Origin of the sequence: Brucella sp. RRSP16 (assembly GCF_052246815.1) — a bacterium.
Taxonomy (GTDB): domain Bacteria; phylum Pseudomonadota; class Alphaproteobacteria; order Rhizobiales; family Rhizobiaceae; genus Brucella; species Brucella intermedia.
This window is the reverse complement of the sequence record NZ_JBQQAM010000008.1, coordinates 145,556-162,935: the sequence shown is the minus strand read 5'-3', so window position 1 is coordinate 162,935 and position 17,380 is coordinate 145,556. Positions and strand designations below refer to the sequence as shown.

The following is a 17,380-nucleotide window of genomic DNA, read 5'->3' as shown; positions in this document are numbered from 1 at the left end:
ATGAACACCGAAGATGTGCTTGCCGTCTTCCGCGAAGCGGGAGCGATCCTTGAAGGCCACTTTATTCTCACATCGGGCCTGCGCAGCCCTGTTTTTCTTCAAAAGGCGCGCGTTTTCATGCACGCCGACAAGACGGAAAAGCTCTGCAAGGCACTGGCGGCAAAGATCGGGGCGGCAAATCTCGGGGCCATCGATTACGTGGTCGGACCGGCGATTGGCGGCCTGATTCCTTCCTATGAGACCTCGCGTCATCTGCGCGTCCCGTCGATCTGGGTGGAGCGCGAGAACGGGGTGTTCCGCCTGCGACGTTTCGATGTGCCCAAAGGCGCGCGCGTCGTCATCGTGGAAGATATCGTCACGACGGGGCTTTCCATTCGCGAAACCATAGACTGCATGAAGCACCTCGGTATCGAAGTCGTGGCTGCGGCCTGCATCGTCGACCGCTCGGCGGGGAAGGCCGATGTCGGCACGAGGTTGATTTCTCTGGCCGAATATGAAGTTCCAGCCTATCCTGCGGATAAATTGCCGCCGGAGCTTGCTGCAATACCGGCTGTGAAGCCCGGTAGCCGCAACATTTAAGCAGGCCAGCCGACGGCTTTCCACACGCTGCAGGGGAGGATACACCCCTGCGGCGAAATTCCGCTTTGCGGGACGCGTTCTAGTTACCTATTTAGGGTGTGTCGCGAAGACACACTTCCGGCCCCGTAAACAGGATTCCATCGTGAGTGTAGCGCCTATCATATTCGATCCCAGGTCGCCCTATCGTGCGCCATGTGGGGTATGCGTGGATTGCGGTGTTCGGCGGATGGCGGTTTGTGCTGCGCTGGACGATGGGGATCTCGGCGCTCTGGAAGCAATCATGACCTCCAAGCGGCTTGATGCCAATGAGCAGCTGGTGGAGGAGGGCGAGCCGAAGCGTCGTGTCTTCAGCCTGACTTCCGGCATGCTGCGCATCTATACGTCGCTTCCCGATGGGCGTCGGCAGATTGCGGGTTTCCTGTTCCCCGGCGATTATCTCGGTCTGGCTGACGACGAGACTTACTCCCAGTCGGTCGAGGCTGTGGTGCCCTCGGTCCTGTGCGCCTTTTCCACCAGGGAGATGGACGACCTGATGGAGCGCTTTCCCAGGCTGAAGGAGCGCCTGCATCAGATGACGCGGGCCGCGCTTCGCACCGCGCGCGACAACCAGCTGGTTCTCGGTCGCCTTGCGCCAGTGGAAAAGCTCGCGAGCTTCCTTCTGGTTCTTTCCGCCCGTGCGGAAAAGCGCGGTGAGAAGCCCAACCCCGTTCATCTTTCGATGAACCGTACCGACATTGCCGACTATCTCGGCCTGACGATCGAAACCGTCAGCCGCAGCTTCACAAAGCTGAAAACCCAGGGCCTGATTCAGTTGATAGACGCCAATACGGTGGAAATCCTGGCCCGCCGGTCGCTGGCGGCCGTTGCCGGAATGGACCCGGAGAGCCTTTAGGCTTTCCAGCAAAATTTCTGAAAAAATACTCTGATTTCGAGCCATCTCCGGGCCTATTTGCGTTGATTCAAATCAATGCGGAGTCCGGCGGAACAGCCTATTTCTGACCATGGAAGTTGACGCGGCCTTGAGGGTCGCGCCGTTCAGAATGGGGAAAAAAGGTGCTGTTGTGGCTGGGAATTGCAATATCGGCTGTCATGCATGCGGGCTTCCTTGCCGCATCATGCCGTCTTGCCCCGCAGAATGTCGCCCCGGTTCGGGTGTGCGTATCCCCGGACGGGCTTCGCCGGAGCGCTCAACGCTTAAGGTGGACGCGCTATGCATGAAGAAGCGATAAGACGCTACGCGGCGTTGGCGGTTCCCAGATATACATCCTTTCCAACGGCTGCGGATTTCATACCGGTAGGTGTCGAGACGACGCATCGCTGGCTGCGCCAGATCGGGCCGGAGGAAAGTGTCTCCCTTTACATCCATGTGCCTTATTGTCGGCAGTTGTGCCATTACTGCGGTTGCCACGCAAAAATGGCTGTCCGCAACGATGTGGTCGAGAATTTCTGTACCGCTCTGCTGAGCGAAATCGAGACCGTCAGCAAGAGCCTGACCGCGCGGCCAAACGTCGTCCATCTTCATTGGGGCGGGGGGACGCCCTCGATCTTGAACCCGCGCCAGTTTACCAGCATTCTGGCTGCACTGCGCGTTGCGTTCGACTTTTCGCCCGAGATGGAACATGCCATCGAGCTTGATCCGCGCACCGTCACGCCACAGCTCGCCCGTACGCTTTCGCTCATGGGCGTCAATCGCGCCAGCCTCGGCGTGCAGGATATCGACGCCGAGGTTCAGAAAGCCATCGGCCGCATCCAACCGATAGAGACGGTTGCCAAGGCAGCGAGTCTTCTGCGCGAAGTCGGCATCGATCGGCTCAACTTCGATCTCATCTATGGCCTGCCCTTGCAGACGGTGGAGACATTGCGCGAGACCTGCGAAAAGGTTGCCGCGCTCAAGCCTGATCGCGTTGCCTGCTACGGCTATGCGCATCTTCCGCAGCGCCGCGCCAATCAGCGCCTCATCGATGCGAGCCTCCTGCCGGATGCCGATGAACGCTTCGCGCAGGCGCGCGTCGTCGCGGAAAGCTTCATGGGTTTCGGTTATGAACCTGTGGGGATCGACCATTATGCATTGCCGGACGACAGCTTGGCCGTTGCCGCGCGCAACGGCACGCTGCACCGCAATTTCCAGGGCTATACGGATGATCGCTGCCAGACTTTGATCGGCCTGGGCCCGTCATCGATTTCGCAGTTCCCCGGCGGCTATGCCCAGAATATCTCGGACGTGACGCAATATTCAAAACGCGTCCAAGCGGGTGAACTTGCAACGGTTCGCGGTTATGCCATGCGCGACAGCGACCGTATCCGCGCCGGTATCATCACAGCGTTGATGTGCAATTTCCGGGTCGATCTGAACATGACCGCGCCGGGCGTGGAGTTTTCCGACGAAATGGCCCTGTTGCGCCCTCTGGTCGCCGACGGATTGGTGGAAATCCGTGGCGGGGTCATCAGCGCGACGAGCGACGGAAAGCCGCTGATCCGTCTGGTTGCTGCCGCTTTTGATGAATTTCGCAGGGAGACGATGCACGGCTTCAGTTTTGCCGTCTGAACTTGCGCTGGAACAAAGAGGTAGAGCGAAAGAAGCTCTATCAAAAGAATGCTGCTGCACCGGGCCGTCAAAAGGTCAGTGGCATGGGAGCACCGCCGTTGGGGGACGTGCGGTGCTCCACTGTTTAGAGCACAGCCCGGAAGCCGGATGGCTTTTGGGCTGTGCGTTTAGAGCGGTTCCTGTTCTAATAGAACCGCGGAACCGCTCTAACTATTTGTTTTATCGCATTATCCAACGCAAAACCGTTTCACACTTTTGCTGGAAATGCTCTAAGGATCAGGCTTTACGGTTCTTTTCCAGCTTTGGCAGGAAAATCGTCAGCAGCCCAAGCAGGGGCAGATACGAGCAAATGTTGTAAACATACTCGATGCCCTTCTGGTCAGCCACGACGCCGAGGACGGCGGCGGCAATACCGGCCATGCCGAATGCGAAACCGAAGAACAGGCCCGACACCATGCCGACGCGTCCCGGCAGCAATTCCTGTGCGAATACCACGATGGCCGGGAAAGCCGAGGCGAGGATCAGGCCGATGATGACCGTCAGGATAGCCGTCATTTCGAGGTTGGCATAGGGCAGGGCAAGCGTGAACGGCAGGACGCCGAGGATCGATGCCCAGATCACCTTGCGCGCACCGATCTTGTCACCGATGGGGCCGCCGATGATCGTTCCCGCGGCAACCGCGCCGAGGAACAGGAACAGCAGCAACTGCGATGACTGCACCGTCACGCCGAAGTGGCTGATGGTGTAGAAGGTGTAGTAGCTCGTCAGGCTGGCCATGTAGATGTACTTGGTGAAGACCAGCATCGCCAGAACGCCAACCGAGACGAGAACCTTGTTGCGCGGCAGCGGAAGGGTCTTGTCCGGCTTTGCCTTGCTGGCGTTGGCAATCCGGTAGCGATTGTACCAGTTGCTCACATACCAGAGCAGCATAATGCCGATCAGCGCGGCAACGGAGAACCAGGACACGCTGATCTGGCCGAACGGCAGAACGATGAACGCTGCCAGAAGAGGGCCGATCGACGAGCCGAAATTACCGCCCACCTGGAACAGGGACTGCGCAAAGCCATGTCGTCCACCCGAGGCGAGACGTGCCACACGGGCCGCTTCGGGATGGAAAACAGACGAGCCGAAGCCGACGAAGGCCGCACCCAGAAGCAGGATCGAATAATGATGCGCGGTCGCCAGAAAGACGAGGCCGACAAGCGTGCAACCCATGCCGAAGGGCAGGGAATAAGGCATCGGCTTGCGGTCGGTGTAGATACCCACCAGTGGCTGCAGGATCGATGCCGTCATCTGAAAGGTGAACGTCAGAAGTCCGATCTGCCAGAATGACAGGCTGTAATTGTCCTTCAGCATCGGATAGATGGCCGGAAGGAGCGACTGCATCATGTCGTTCAGGAAGTGGCCCATGCTAGTGGCCAGAATAATGGCGAGGACAGTATTGTCCGCGCCGCTGTTTGATGGCTGCTGTGCAGCACTCATGCTCATACTGCTACTCCGAAGATGGAAGTCAGTCTTCTGGTGTATTTCCTGCCGATACTATCTGACGACTGGAAACGAGACCTCAAGGAAATTGCGGGGTTTTGATGAGAAACCGGCGAAAATTTGCGAATTTGATGTCTGAACAGGCACGTATTCTGCTCAAACGTCAAATTCATTCCGCCAGCGAATGTCGCGACCCATTCTCAGCACGCTATTAATAGGACTATTGCCTCTCGCCCGCTTTCGTGATTTGGTCCAATAGTTTCGAGAGTGGGCCAAACAAGGGGCAGAGCTGCAATGAAACCGAAGTCGCCCCCGGGCCTGCTGCTTCCGGGAAGCGAGGAACTGCAGAAGTTCCACGAGCAGCGCATTGCCATGCTGGAAGGCATGAGCGGGCCAGTGATTGCCCTGCCGACGCGCTATCCCGATGGCTATTTCGTGCCGCGCCACCGTCACAGCCGGGCGCAGCTTCTTTGCGCTTCCCAGGGGGTGGTGCTGGTGACGACTGACGCCGGACGCTGGATGATCCCGAGCGATCACGCCATGTGGATACCGGCGGGTGTGGAGCATTCGGTCGAAATCCTCGGCGAAGTCTTCATGCGGTCGATCTATATCTGCGTCGATGCCGTGTCCGGTGTGCCGGATTATCTTCATGTGGTCGGGCTGACCGACCTGATGCGGTGCCTCATAACCGATGCAACGGCGCAGGACAGCACACCGGAACCGGACAGTCGCGATGCTCTGGTGATCGAGCTTATATTGCGGGACCTTCACACATTGCCGCAGCGCTCGTTGGGGCTGCCTTTTCCATCCGATCCGCGCTTGCAGAAACTATGCCGGGAATTCGTGAAAAAGCCTTCTTCACGCGCCACAATTGACGACTGGGCGGACAGAATGGCGATGAGCCGACGCTCGTTCACTCGGCATTTCCAGCGTGAAACCGGCGTAAGCCTTTCGGTCTGGCGTCAGCAGGCATGCCTTTTCGCTGCGGTCCCCCGCCTCACGGAAGGGGAAGCGGTGACGAGCGTGGCGCTGGATCTGGGATATGACAGCGTTTCCGCTTTCACGACGATGTTCCGCAGGATGCTCGGAGTTTCGCCGCGGTTCTATCTGCCGCGGCTGGATACTGTTCCGTTTGAACGCAGCGATAGCGTCGCGGCGGAATAATAACAATTGTCTCTGCGATTGGAGCGCATTAATAGGGCCACATGCTTTTTCAACGCCGTAATCCCCCGACCAGAAAAGAGCGCCTGAGGCTTCTGGTCTGGCCGCGCCGCTCCTTCTCCCGTTCCCTCCGGTACGGTGGCAAGCGGATTCTGCGCATCACTGCCTCGCCCCATGCCGTGGCCGCTGGCCTGGCAGTCGGCGTGTTCTCGGCCTTCACGCCTTTCTTCGGCTTCCATCTCATCATTGCAATCGTGCTGGCTTATGTCCTTGCCGGGAATATCGCGGCTGCGGCCCTTGGCACGACACTTGCCAACCCCCTGACGCTGCCGTTCATCTGGGGAAGCACGTTCGAGCTTGGCCGCTTCATCATGAATGGAAGCATCGACGATGCGCCGCCGATCCATCTGGGGCGGGCCCTGGAAACCATGCGTTTCGATGAAATCTGGACCCCGCTCCTGAAGCCCATGCTTTTCGGTTCCACCATTCTGGGTGCTGCATTCGCCGTCGTGGTCTATTTTGTCACCCGGTTTGCGGTTTCGGCTTTCCGCCGCCGCCGTATGGAGCGTCTTGCGGAAAAGCACCGCCTGCACCGCGTACAGGAGCCCCAGAAAGTATGATTGTCGGGATTGGCAGCGACCTCATCGATATTCGCCGTGTCGAAAGTGCGCTTGAACGGCATGGTGACCGTTTCCGCAACCGGGTCTTTACAGAGATCGAGCAGAAGAAATCGGATGGACGCAAGCAGCGCGCCGCATCTTATGCGAAGCGTTTCGCGGCGAAGGAAGCCTGCGCCAAGGCGCTGGGAACCGGCATAGCCCAGGGCGTGTTCTGGCGCGACATGGGCGTGGTCAACGCTCCTTCCGGAAAGCCCACGATGCATCTAACCGGCGGTGCGGCGAAACAGTTGCAAAAACTCTTGCCCGCTGGAACGCGCGCCGCCATACATCTGACAATTACCGATGATTTTCCTCTCGCTCAGGCCTTCGTTATCATCGAAGCCCTGCTTGAGACGGAATAATTGTGATTGTGACAGATAACTCCTGCTCATAATCGTGCGATAAACCCGCGTTCTGCGGGCGGCGTGATTGCGTCATCCATTCATAGTCGTTATTAGATCGCGTTATCGGAAGCGGAGATACAATGAGCGTGTCCAGCAAGAGTGAGACAAAAAAATCCGGCGGCCTTGGCGAAACCATCAGCGTTATCGTGCAGGCGCTGCTGCTGGCACTGGTCATCCGCACCCTTCTTTTCCAGCCTTTCAGCATACCGTCCGGCTCGATGCGCCCAACGCTTCTGGAAGGCGATTATCTGTTCGTGTCGAAATATGCCTATGGCTATTCGCGCTATTCGCTGCCGTTTGGACTGGACCTGTTTTCGGGCCGTATCTGGAGCACGGAGCCGAAGCGCGGCGACGTGGTGGTGTTCAAGCTGCCAAGCGACCCATCGGTCGATTATATCAAGCGCGTGATCGGCCTGCCGGGCGACCGCGTGCAGATGCGCGGCGGCGTGCTCTATATCAACGATCAGGCGGTCAAGCGCGAGCGGATCGGCACGATCGATAATCCCGATGTGACCGAGCAGAACCGTCCGGTCGATGTCTATCGGGAAACCCTGCCGGAAGGCGTGACCTATGATACGCTTGATCTCGCACCGAATTCCATCGGTGACGATACGCGCGTCTTTGAAGTTCCTGCCGGTCATTTCTTCATGATGGGCGACAACCGCGACAACTCGCTCGACAGCCGCTTCAGCGTTGGCTACGTGCCGTTTGAAAATCTTGTCGGACGCGCGAACATCATCTTCTTCTCCATCGCCGACAAGGCGAGTCCGCTTGAAATCTGGAAATGGCCGACTGAAGTACGCTTTGGCCGACTGTTCAGTTCAGTTGCAGGCACACCGCATACAGCCGTAACCGGAAACTGAAATGGCTTCGGCAAATCAGGCAGCAGCAATTCTGGAAGAGCGCACCGGACACCGTTTTCTCAACGTAAAGCGGCTGGATCGTGCGCTCACCCACTCAAGTGTGCAAGCGCCCTCGCGGGCAAATTATGAACGTCTCGAATTTCTCGGCGATCGCGTTCTGGGACTAACCGTCGCGGAAATGCTGTTCGACGAGTTTCCTGAAGCATCCGAAGGCGAATTGTCGGTTCGTCTCAATGCGCTGGTGAACGCGGAAACCTGTGCGGCGATTGCCGACGAGATCGGGCTTGCCGATCTCATCCATACGGGTTCCGATATAAAATCATTGAATGACAAACGCCTTTTGAATGTGCGCGCCGATGTCGTGGAGGCGCTGATCGCCACGATCTATCTGGATGGCGGACTGGACGCCGTGCGTCCCTTCGTCAAGCGCTTCTGGAAGAAACGGTCTTTGCAAACCGGTGCCGCCCGCCGTGACGCCAAGACGGAATTGCAGGAATGGGCGCATCAGCAGGGCAATGTCCACCCTGCCTATTCGATCATCAGCCGCACCGGCCCGGACCATGATCCGCTGTTCATGGTGGAGGTGACGGTCAAGGGCTTTGCCGCGGAAACGGGCGAGGGCCGTTCAAAACGGATAGCCGAGCAGCACGCGGCGGAAGCGATGCTTTATCGTGAAGGCGTCTGGAAGCGTGACAATCCGGCTTGATGCAAGAATTGGCAAATTTTAAATCGTGATCGGTTATAATGGTCTGATACGGATAATGCCGCTTTCACGAGCAGTTTTGTCGTATCTGGGACGTCGTGCGCTGGAGGACGGCGGCGTCCCGCAAGGAAATATCGTCTGGAAGGATAAACAATGAATAATCGGACGACGCCGGCTGACGGCGAAAACGAAGCAGGACAAACCCGTTCCGGCTTCGTGGCGTTGATAGGGGCGCCGAATGCGGGGAAATCCACACTGGTCAATCAGCTTGTGGGAACAAAGGTTTCTATTGTCACGCATAAGGTGCAGACGACACGCGCGCTCGTGCGCGGCATATTCATCGAAGGTCCGGCGCAGATCGTTCTGGTGGACACGCCGGGGATTTTCCGCCCGAAGCGCAGGCTCGACCGCGCCATGGTCACCACGGCCTGGGGCGGCGCCAAGGATGCCGACATCATTCTGGTCCTTCTCGATTCGCAAGGCGGCTTGAATGAAAATGCCGAAGCGCTGCTTTCGAGCATGAAGGATGTGCGCCAGAAGAAGGTTCTGGTGCTCAACAAGGTAGATCGCGTCGATCCGCCGGTTCTGCTGGATCTCGCCCGCAAGGCCAACGAGCTTGTCGTATTCGACCAGACTTTCATGGTCTCGGCCTTGAACGGATCCGGCTGCAAGGATCTGGCGAAATATCTGGCCGACAATGTTCCGAATGGTCCATGGTACTATCCGGAAGACCAGATCTCCGACATGCCGATGCGCCAGCTCGTAGCCGAGATCACCCGCGAAAAGCTTTACCTGCGCCTGCACGAGGAACTTCCCTATGCGTCGACCGTGGAAACGGAGCGCTGGGAAGAACGCAAGGACGGTTCCGTTCGCATCGAGCAGGTCATCTATGTCGAGCGCGAAAGCCAGAAGAAGATCGTGCTCGGTCACAAGGGCGAGACGATCAAGGCAATCGGACAATCCGCACGCAAGGAAATCTCCGAAATACTGGAACAGACGGTTCATCTCTTCCTTTTCGTAAAAGTGCGTGAGAACTGGGGTAACGATCCGGAACGCTATCGCGAGATGGGTCTTGATTTCCCAACCTAGATTATAACACTGGCGACCATGGAATGGCGCGATGAAGGCATAATTCTCGGGACACGACGCCATGGCGAGACAAGCGCCATCGTGGAAGTGATGACCCGTGAGCATGGCCGCCATATGGGTATGGTGCGCGGCGGGCGTTCCCGCCGCATGCAGCCTCTGCTGCAGCCGGGCAATCATGTGGATGTGACATGGTGGGCGCGGCTGGATGAGCATATGGGCAGCTTTACAATCGAACCGCTGGAGTTTGCGGCCGCCCGCCTCATCGAAACGCCAGTGGCGCTTTATGGCATCCAGCTTGCGGCTTCCCACCTGCGCCTTTTGCCCGAGCGCGACCCGCATCGCGGTCTTTATGAGACGCTTCGGCTCATCATCGAACATTTCGACGATCCGCTTGCGTCTGGCGAACTGGTATTGCGCTTTGAAGTTATGATGCTGGAAGAGCTGGGCTTCGGCCTAGATCTCAAGGAATGCGCCGCGACCGGCGTCAAGGAAGACCTGATCTATGTCTCGCCAAAATCGGGGCGTGCGGTCTGCCGCGAAGCGGGTGAGCCCTGGGCCGACAAGCTCCTGCTTTTGCCGGGCTTCGTCAATAATACTGCCATTCGCGCGGCGTCCTATGACGACATCGACCATGCCTTCACGATGACAGGCTATTTTCTGATGCGGCACGTCTGGGAACCACGTGCGATAACGCCATCCGATGCGCGGGGCGGGTTCCTGAACGCCCTCGGTCGGGCGATCAATGCCTAGAGCATTTCCAGCAAAAGTGTGAAACGGTTTTGCGTTGGATAATGCGATAGAACAAACAGTTAGAGCGGTTCCACATGAGCGCTGATCAAATGCCGGAATCAAAAAGACCACTAGCAACTTTATGAATCTGGTGGATTTACAGGCAGGCTGAAAACCTCGCCTTCAAAGGCATCTGCTCCGCGCCCGATCGCGCGTATGGCTGCAACCATCCGCCCCTGACGCCCCAAAATTTCGTCTGCGAGCGCCACTAGCCGGATATTCGGCGTCGCGGAAGGAGAGAGGCTGCGAATAATCGCGGCTAGCTCGTTTTCACCCAGTTCCGGCTTCAAAGCGGAAGCTGCGATGTAAGCCGCCGCCGTGGAGCGGGAAATGCCGGCGTAGCAATGGATGAGCAAAGGCGTGTTCCTGGGCCAGACCTTCGCGAAGTCGAGAAGTGCGTGCACATGGCTTTCATCGGGCGCAACCAGCCCCTCGCGCGGCTCAACAATATCGTTGAATGTCAGCGTGAGACGGTTGGCATCATGGCTATCAGGCAAGGCTGCTGGGGCCTCGCTTCCCAGCGTCACGACATGGCTTGGCCGGTGCAATGCGAGTTGCGCCGCCAGTTGCGACAAGGGCGTCACGACGACCAGACTCATCGGTTCTGCCGTGCTTCTTCCAATGCCGCAAACCGTGCGAGGAAATCCGTCTGCACCTCCTGTGTGGGGCGGGGTGTTATATCCAGCCCTGCCGGATCGAAACCGCGTGGACGGCCGAAATATTTGACGGCTTCCGCCTCGGTGAAACCTGCGAGCCGCGTGGCCTCAAAGAAGGCTGCGACCTGATCGGCGCGCTTGATGAGCGTCTTGAGTTGGGCGGGAACGGTTATAGGTAGAGAAAAACGCAGGTGAATGGCGTTTTCCAGCCGCGTTTCGATCATCTTGTAGTTGCCGCCCATCACCGCCTTGAAGGGTGAAATCATGTCGCCGATCACATATTCCGGCGCGTCGTGCAGAAGCGAGAGTAGCTGCCACTCAATGCTGGCGTCAGGCACCAGTCGGGTGAATATCTGGTCCACCAGCAGCGAATGCTGGGCAACGGAAAATGCGTGTTCACCGACAGTCTGCCCGTTCCACCGCGCCACGCGGGCGAGACCATGGGCTATATCCTCTATCTCGACATCGAGCGGCGAGGGGTCGAGCAGGTCAAGGCGCCGCCCCGACAACATGCGTTGCCAGGCGCGCGTCTTGCCGGAAGATTGGTCGGCGCTTGCCATCAGGCGTTACCTGCTTCGGCTTCCGGAAACCCGAACCGCACATGCGGCGGCAATGTAAGCGTTATGGGCGTCTCGCCCGCCAGAACGGTGCTGCCGGCATCCATTGCATCCTTGACGCGATCGATGCGCACAAGTGCGATGCCTACCATATCGTCCGAACTTCCCATTGTGCCGATCTCGCGCCCGTCCACAGTAATCGGTGTACCCATTGGCGGAAGAGGGGCTTCGGAACGTGCCACCAGAACGCGCCGTCTGGCCGTGCCGCGATGCTGCATTCGGGAAACGACTTCCTGTCCGATGAAGCAGCCTTTCGGAAAGGAGACGCCGCCCGTCTGGTCGAAATTGACGTCATGCGGGAAGACGTCATTGTAAGCGAAATCCGTTTCACCTTCCGCTATGCCATGTTCCGCCCGCAGCTTTGTCCACGCGCTCTGGTCGGTCGTGCCATCTGCCCGGCCATAAATCCGGCGGACATTCAGTTCAGCCGGAAAGCGGCTGTCGCGCTTGATTGAATCATCTTGTGAAGGCGGTGAATCACCTTGCCAGGAAACGCTGACAAGTGATTCTGGCTGCTGGGTTATCTCGGCTTTCGCGCGCAGCCTGTAGAGGGTGATCCGCTTGATGAAATCGGCGGCAACGCTTGCCGGAAGATCGAAGCGCAAGCCGCCATCGATGCGTGAAACGAGAAAATCGAACAGGATTTTCCCTTGTGGAATGAGCAATGCTCCGGGTTTCAGGTCGTCCGGTCCGAGTTTGTCGAGATCGGTGGTGATCACCGCCTGCAGGAATTTTTCCGCTTCCTCGCCCGTGATATGAACCAACGCCTTGTTGGAAAGATTTACCGTTTCAGCTGCCGTCGTCATCGCTTCGTCCTTGCCTTTCGCGCCCTCGTTACGTAAGCCCCAATGGACAGGCTCGCAAGTCCCATCAATCTGGCAGGAGACAACCATGGCCGAAACATTCGATACGATTTTGAAGGGTGCAACCATCGTCAACCACGACGGTATAGGCCAGCGAGACATCGGGATTCGGAATGGTCGCATTGCTGCCATAGGCTCCCTTGCCACCCATGCGGCGGGTGAGGTGATCGATTGCACCGGCCTGCATATCCTGCCCGGTGTGGTCGACAGTCAGGTGCATTTCCGCGAGCCGGGCCTTGAGCATAAGGAAGATCTTAAAACCGGTTCCCTTGCCGCCGTGCTGGGTGGCGTGACCTCTGTCTTCGAAATGCCGAACACCAAGCCCCTCACCACTTCCGCCGAGACGCTGGAAGACAAGGTGAGGCGTGGCCGCCATCGCATGCACTGCGATTTTGCCTTCTGGGTTGGTGGCACGCGCGATAATGCGAAGGACGTTGCGGAACTGGAACGCCTGCCGGGCGCTGCCGGCATCAAGGTTTTCATGGGGTCGTCCACCGGCGATCTGCTGGTCGAGGATGACGACGGCGTTCGCTCCATCCTCAAGAACACGCGCCGCCGTGCGGCTTTTCACTCCGAGGACGAGTTCCGGCTGGAGGAGCGCAAGGGTCTGCGCGTAGAGGGCGATCCGTCGAGCCATCCGGTCTGGCGCGATGAAATTGCAGCGCTTCAGTGCACGGAACGCCTTGTGCGCATCGCACGCGACACCGGCGCACGCATCCATGTGCTGCATATTTCAACTGCCGAGGAAATCGACTTCCTGAAAGATCACAAGGATGTCGCGACGTGCGAAGCAACACCGCATCATCTCACCTTGTCGGCCGATGACTACAAAACGCTTGGCAATCTCCTTCAGATGAACCCGCCCGTTCGCGACAAGCGCCACCGCGATGGCGTGTGGAAAGGGATCGATCAGGGTATTGTCGATGTGCTCGGTTCAGACCATGCTCCGCATACGCTGGAAGAAAAGCAGAAGCCCTATCCGGCTTCCCCGTCCGGCATGACGGGCGTGCAGACGCTGGTGCCGATCATGCTCGATCACATCAATGCGGGCAGGCTGACACTGGAGCGCTTCGTCGATCTTTCCAGCCATGGCCCCAACCGTATTTTCGGCATGGCCCGCAAGGGGCGTATCGCGGTTGGCTACGATGCAGACCTGACCATCGTGGACATGAAGCGCCGCGAAACGATCACGCATGAACAGGCCGGTTCGAAAGCCGGTTGGACGCCCTATCACGGCAAGACCGTCACCGGATGGCCGGTAGGCACTTTCGTGCGCGGGATCAAGGTGATGTGGGAAGCGGAAATCGTGAACGCCAGCAAGGGCGAGCCGGTGGAGTTCCTCGAAGCGCTGCCGCATCGCTGAAAGTCGTCTCATGTTCGTTGTCAACCTGACTTACATCAAGCCTCTCGAAGAGATCGAGAGGCATCTCGAGGCGCATCGGGATTTTCTGAACCGTCAATATGCGGAGGGTATTTTTCTGGCTTCCGGACCGAAAAATCCACGCGACGGCGGCGTGATCCTCGCAAGCGGCAAGATCAGCAGAAATGAGCTGGAAACGATACTGAACCTGGATCCTTTCAGGCAGTACGGGCTGGCGACTTATGATGTTACCGAGTTCACCCCCGTGAAATATGCTCCGGCTCTGGCCGATACTCTGTAGATAAGGGCTGCGGGCCCCGCGCGTTGGCGTGATCTGTCCGCTCTTTGTCCGCAAGGTGGCTTTCGGTCGTGGTTGCAAGGCCTATTTTCTCCCTATAGTCTTTTCATAGGGAGAACGAAAATGTCCGCTCACGATACAGCCCTGCTGGTTATCGACGCTCAGGAGTCATTCCGCCATCGGCCTTATTACCGGGACGAAGAGGTGGGTGCCTATATTGAACGCCAGCAGGCGCTTATAGACGGCGCGAAGCGTGCCGGCATTCCGGTGGTCCAGATTTTTCACGTCGAGAATGAAGGCCCGTTCTCGGAAGCCTCGGGTCTGGTGAAGCCGATTTCGCCGCTATCGATTGAACCCGATGCGGTTTTCCGCAAGCGCCGCCACAGCGCGCTGGTCGGAAGCGGGCTCGACGTCTGGCTGGTTGCCAATGGCATCCGCCGCGTGCTGGTTTCCGGCATTCGTACCGAGCAGTGCTGCGAGACAACCACGCGGCAGGCATCGGATTTTGGATATCAGGTCGATTTCGTCAGCGAAGCGACGTTGACCTTTCCGATGACGGACGCAGCTGGCCGTGAATGGAGCGCTGCGGAAATCAAGGCTCGCACGGAACTTGTGCTGGCCAATCGCTTTGCCCGTATCGTAACCGTGGAACAGGCGCTGGCTGCGCCCGGAGAACGGAAGGCGGCATGAGTGACCACGCGGACATCGCCCGGCTGATACCGGTTTATGTCGTCATCCCGCCACGCGTGCTTCTGCTCGACGTGGCGGGACCGCTTGAGGTTCTGCGCAAGGCAAATCTTGAACAGAACAAGGTGCGGTTCGACGTTCACTTTGTCGGGCCCGCACCGACTGCGATCAGTTCCATCGGCCTGCCGGTCGCGGGCGTGGAACCGTTGCCGCAGGCTCTGCCGGATGGCGCGCTGGTCATTGTTTCGGGTGCAGCCGATGTGCCGCTGGGAAATGCGGAGACTGACCGGTCTACCGATGCCGCGCTGGAAAAGGACATTGTTGTGTGGCTTCGGCAGGCGGTTCGTCCCGGAGTGCGGCTGGTGACGATCTGTTCCGGCGCGCTGCTCGCAGCGCGTGCGGGCCTTCTCGACGGCTACTCATGCACCACCCACCATCTGACGATCGGCGAGCTTGAGAGGCTGGCGCCCGCCGCGCGGGTGCAGGAAAACAGGCTCTTCGTGGAAGATGGCGAGCGGCTGACGAGCGCGGGCATCACCGCCGGGATCGATTTGATGCTGCACATCGTTGCAGGGCTTGCCGATCACGCCACGGCGCTGGCGGTCGCGCGTTATCTGGTCGTCTATCTGCGCCGCAGCGGCAGTGATCCGCAGTTATCGCCCTGGCTTGAGGGGCGAAATCACATGAACCCCGTCGTGCACAGGGCACAGGATGCCATCGCCCATGATCCGGTAGCGGACTGGTCTGTGGAGCGGCTGGCGCATATCGGTGGGGCAAGCCCGCGCAACTTCTCGCGCCTGTTCAATGAATATGCCGGAATGACGGTGACGGATTACGTCAACAGGCTCAAGATCAGCCTCGCACGCGATATGCTTCTGAATTCCGAACTCGATATCGAGAATGTGGCGACAAGGGCTGGCTTTGCATCCGCGCGGCAATTTCGCCGGGTCTGGCAGCGCATCTACAACGAGCCGCCGAGCCGGGTTCGCCTTGCGGTCTGATTATTCGCCAGCGGTGAAAAAGCGCCAGCTCCCGTCCGGTCCGATGCCGATACTGTAGAAGATGTAGCCGCCCGCCTTCTTCATGTCCTCGAAATCGCCTGCGGTGACGATTTCGAACAGCTCGACGATCTGCGGCGGCGTCAGCCTGTCGAGCGGCATGGCGTAGAAATAGGGCCAGACATAGACCTCGTCATCCTTGCCTGCATTCAGGTGCACGTAGCCCGTATCCAGCAGATCGACGATGATCGCCAGCACCTCGCGGCCTGCCTCGTCGCCCGAAAGCGATTTGAGGAAATCGATGACGTCTTCCTCGTGGTCTTCCAGCGACAGTTGTGTAGCCTTGTCCTCGATACCGAGAAGCGGACGCAATTGCTCTATGTCCCCGGAACGGGCGGCTTGCAACATGCGCTCGCGCATCAGCCTGACAGGCTCAGGTAGCTTGTCGAAGTCGCGGTGGATTTCCGGCATGGGCTTCGCGGACGCTGCCGGGACAGGTGCGTTGTCCGGTGAAATTCTCGGCACGGCGCGGGGAAGCGCGCCGGGCAGGGGAATGGGGGAAGGGTTGTCGTCTTCATCCGCCGCAACGCGGGCGCCGGGGCGTTGCAGGAAATCCGACTGATCCGCCAGCGCGACGTCGAATGCGTTTGCCGCCGCCGCGGGCAAGGCAATGCCGCAGGCAAGGAATATCCCTGCCAGTAGATTTCGGGGCGAGGCGGAGTTCCTGATCGAGAATGACATTTGGCGCTGGAATGGGGGACGCCGGAGGGAACCGCTGCGCCGGTCTGGTCCCGCGACCGGCGTTATATGGAATGTTTACTGAAGAACGCGCTGCGGCAGGAAGGTTCCCGCCACGATCTGTTCACGCATTTTCTCGATCAACTCCAGTGCACAGTCGTCACCGGCTTCGCGGATCAATTCGGTAAGCGCGGTCGTAAAGGCCGCTTCAGCAAGGATTTCCGGTTCGATACCTTCAGAGATACCGTCTGCCCAGGCCTCGTTATGATATTCGATTGCGACGAGCTTTTTCTCGCGCGCAATCATTTCGTCCAGATCGGCCGGTGCATGTTCCATAGACTTCATCCTGGCTTTCGCCTTTCTGTTGCGCTGTCGGTGTCTCACCGTTTTGCGGGAGCTCAACCACCTGGCAACGTGACTGCCTTCTTAAGACAGTGTTAACAGATTATCACGGATTTGAATGAACTAATCCTGTCAATCCGCACAAGAGTGAATGATTGGTTAATTTCCATAGCGTGAGATGATCTCGTTCGACAAGTCCCCGCCTTCCTTCATGTAGCGATCTATCGCCGCAAGCGCCGAGGGTGTGCAGCGGGTATAGTTGTCGCTGAAAACGCGATAGCCGTGGTTGAAGCTTGAAACGAGCCGCACCCGTTCGGCTTCGGAAGGCTTTTCCGCCGTCACGATCGCATCCATCCGATCGCGCCATTCACTGCCGGCTTCGCCGCACAGATTGCGCAGGTAATGAAGCGAGCCGAGAATTTCGGCGAGCCGCAACATCTTCCCTTCATAGGGCGCGTCCTGAGCGAAGGCCGGAAATGCCGCCCCGACCCACAAAGCAATCGAGAAGCAGGCAGCCGGTCGAAAAAACGGAATGCTCTTCAAT

General features: G+C 58.5%; 21 protein-coding genes. 14 read left to right on the top strand and 7 right to left on the bottom strand.

What is annotated here, in order from left to right:
- From pyrE to hemN, 3 genes are all read left to right on the top strand, one after another.
- Positions 1–579, top strand: a complete 579-nt coding sequence (gene pyrE / locus ACS5UA_RS14490; protein WP_112701523.1) for an orotate phosphoribosyltransferase — start codon at positions 1–3, stop codon at positions 577–579.
- Positions 580–805: 226 nt separating this feature from the next.
- A complete protein-coding gene (locus ACS5UA_RS14485) occupies positions 806–1,471 on the top strand; it encodes a helix-turn-helix domain-containing protein (RefSeq protein ID WP_443101445.1) in 666 nt (221 codons plus the stop codon).
- Positions 1,472–1,789: 318 nt separating this feature from the next.
- A complete protein-coding gene (hemN, locus tag ACS5UA_RS14480; RefSeq protein ID WP_112701521.1) occupies positions 1,790–3,124 on the top strand; it encodes an oxygen-independent coproporphyrinogen III oxidase in 1,335 nt (444 codons plus the stop codon).
- A gap of 276 nt (positions 3,125–3,400) precedes the next feature.
- Here the strand turns inward: hemN and ACS5UA_RS14475 are convergent, their stop codons facing one another.
- Positions 3,401–4,612 (bottom strand): MFS transporter, encoded by a 1,212-nt coding sequence (locus ACS5UA_RS14475; protein WP_443101444.1) that lies wholly within the window; start codon positions 4,610–4,612, stop codon positions 3,401–3,403.
- A gap of 291 nt (positions 4,613–4,903) precedes the next feature.
- Between ACS5UA_RS14475 and ACS5UA_RS14470 the strand changes: the two genes are divergently transcribed.
- From ACS5UA_RS14470 to recO, 7 genes are all read left to right on the top strand, one after another.
- On the top strand, positions 4,904–5,773 hold the full coding sequence (locus ACS5UA_RS14470; RefSeq protein WP_006472322.1) for an AraC family transcriptional regulator: 870 nt from the start codon (positions 4,904–4,906) through the stop codon (positions 5,771–5,773).
- A gap of 41 nt (positions 5,774–5,814) precedes the next feature.
- The gene (gene bspA / locus ACS5UA_RS14465; RefSeq protein WP_443101443.1) at positions 5,815–6,390 is read left to right on the top strand and encodes a type IV secretion system effector BspA; all 576 of its coding nucleotides are present in this window, start codon (positions 5,815–5,817) and stop codon (positions 6,388–6,390) included.
- Complete coding sequence (gene acpS, locus ACS5UA_RS14460) at positions 6,387–6,791, top strand: holo-ACP synthase (protein ID WP_443101442.1); 405 nt, start codon at positions 6,387–6,389, stop codon at positions 6,789–6,791. Before bspA ends, acpS begins: the two co-directional genes overlap by 4 nt.
- A 122-nt stretch (positions 6,792–6,913) precedes the next feature.
- The gene (gene lepB, locus ACS5UA_RS14455) at positions 6,914–7,696 is read left to right on the top strand and encodes a signal peptidase I (RefSeq protein ID WP_151686539.1); all 783 of its coding nucleotides are present in this window, start codon (positions 6,914–6,916) and stop codon (positions 7,694–7,696) included.
- Between the two features lies 1 nt (position 7,697).
- On the top strand, positions 7,698–8,402 hold the full coding sequence (gene rnc, locus ACS5UA_RS14450) for a ribonuclease III (protein WP_022570351.1): 705 nt from the start codon (positions 7,698–7,700) through the stop codon (positions 8,400–8,402).
- A 150-nt stretch (positions 8,403–8,552) separates the two neighbouring features.
- Complete coding sequence (gene era / locus ACS5UA_RS14445; protein WP_443101441.1) at positions 8,553–9,488, top strand: GTPase Era; 936 nt, start codon at positions 8,553–8,555, stop codon at positions 9,486–9,488.
- Between the two features lie 18 nt (positions 9,489–9,506).
- A complete protein-coding gene (gene recO, locus ACS5UA_RS14440; RefSeq protein ID WP_443101440.1) occupies positions 9,507–10,238 on the top strand; it encodes a DNA repair protein RecO in 732 nt (243 codons plus the stop codon).
- A 119-nt stretch (positions 10,239–10,357) separates the two neighbouring features.
- Here the strand turns inward: recO and ACS5UA_RS14435 are convergent, their stop codons facing one another.
- From ACS5UA_RS14435 to ygfZ, 3 genes are read right to left on the bottom strand one after another with little or no spacing between them, the layout of a single operon-like run.
- A complete protein-coding gene (locus ACS5UA_RS14435) occupies positions 10,358–10,876 on the bottom strand; it encodes a tyrosine phosphatase family protein (RefSeq protein WP_443101439.1) in 519 nt (172 codons plus the stop codon).
- Positions 10,873–11,493, bottom strand: a complete 621-nt coding sequence (locus ACS5UA_RS14430; protein WP_443101438.1) for a YfbR-like 5'-deoxynucleotidase — start codon at positions 11,491–11,493, stop codon at positions 10,873–10,875. Before ACS5UA_RS14430 ends, ACS5UA_RS14435 begins: the two co-directional genes overlap by 4 nt.
- Complete coding sequence (gene ygfZ, locus ACS5UA_RS14425) at positions 11,493–12,356, bottom strand: CAF17-like 4Fe-4S cluster assembly/insertion protein YgfZ (RefSeq protein WP_443101437.1); 864 nt, start codon at positions 12,354–12,356, stop codon at positions 11,493–11,495. The genes ACS5UA_RS14430 and ygfZ overlap by 1 nt, the downstream gene beginning before the upstream one ends.
- A gap of 85 nt (positions 12,357–12,441) precedes the next feature.
- On the opposite strand from ygfZ, the gene ACS5UA_RS14420 reads away from it, so the two are divergent.
- The 4 genes from ACS5UA_RS14420 to ACS5UA_RS14405 all read left to right on the top strand — a co-directional run bounded on the left by ACS5UA_RS14420 (position 12,442) and on the right by ACS5UA_RS14405 (position 15,759).
- The gene (locus tag ACS5UA_RS14420) at positions 12,442–13,776 is read left to right on the top strand and encodes a dihydroorotase (RefSeq protein ID WP_443101436.1); all 1,335 of its coding nucleotides are present in this window, start codon (positions 12,442–12,444) and stop codon (positions 13,774–13,776) included.
- Between the two features lie 10 nt (positions 13,777–13,786).
- Complete coding sequence (locus ACS5UA_RS14415; RefSeq protein ID WP_022568177.1) at positions 13,787–14,074, top strand: YciI family protein; 288 nt, start codon at positions 13,787–13,789, stop codon at positions 14,072–14,074.
- 120 nt (positions 14,075–14,194) lie between these two features.
- Positions 14,195–14,761: an isochorismatase family protein gene (locus tag ACS5UA_RS14410; protein ID WP_443101435.1), complete on the top strand. Its 567-nt coding sequence runs from the start codon at positions 14,195–14,197 to the stop codon at positions 14,759–14,761.
- Positions 14,758–15,759 carry a GlxA family transcriptional regulator gene (locus ACS5UA_RS14405; protein WP_443101434.1) on the top strand — a complete coding sequence of 334 codons (1,002 nt, stop codon included), beginning with the start codon at positions 14,758–14,760 and terminating at the stop codon, positions 15,757–15,759. The genes ACS5UA_RS14410 and ACS5UA_RS14405 overlap by 4 nt, the downstream gene beginning before the upstream one ends.
- Here the strand turns inward: ACS5UA_RS14405 and ACS5UA_RS14400 are convergent, their stop codons facing one another.
- The 3 genes from ACS5UA_RS14400 to ACS5UA_RS14390 form a co-directional block, all read right to left on the bottom strand.
- Complete coding sequence (locus ACS5UA_RS14400; RefSeq protein ID WP_063882639.1) at positions 15,760–16,497, bottom strand: hypothetical protein; 738 nt, start codon at positions 16,495–16,497, stop codon at positions 15,760–15,762. It abuts the gene before it with no gap.
- Between the two features lie 75 nt (positions 16,498–16,572).
- Positions 16,573–16,830 carry a hypothetical protein gene (locus ACS5UA_RS14395; protein WP_022568172.1) on the bottom strand — a complete coding sequence of 86 codons (258 nt, stop codon included), beginning with the start codon at positions 16,828–16,830 and terminating at the stop codon, positions 16,573–16,575.
- 165 nt (positions 16,831–16,995) lie between these two features.
- Positions 16,996–17,370 (bottom strand): TIGR02301 family protein, encoded by a 375-nt coding sequence (locus ACS5UA_RS14390; protein ID WP_374846156.1) that lies wholly within the window; start codon positions 17,368–17,370, stop codon positions 16,996–16,998.
- Positions 17,371–17,380: the final 10 nt, after the last annotated feature.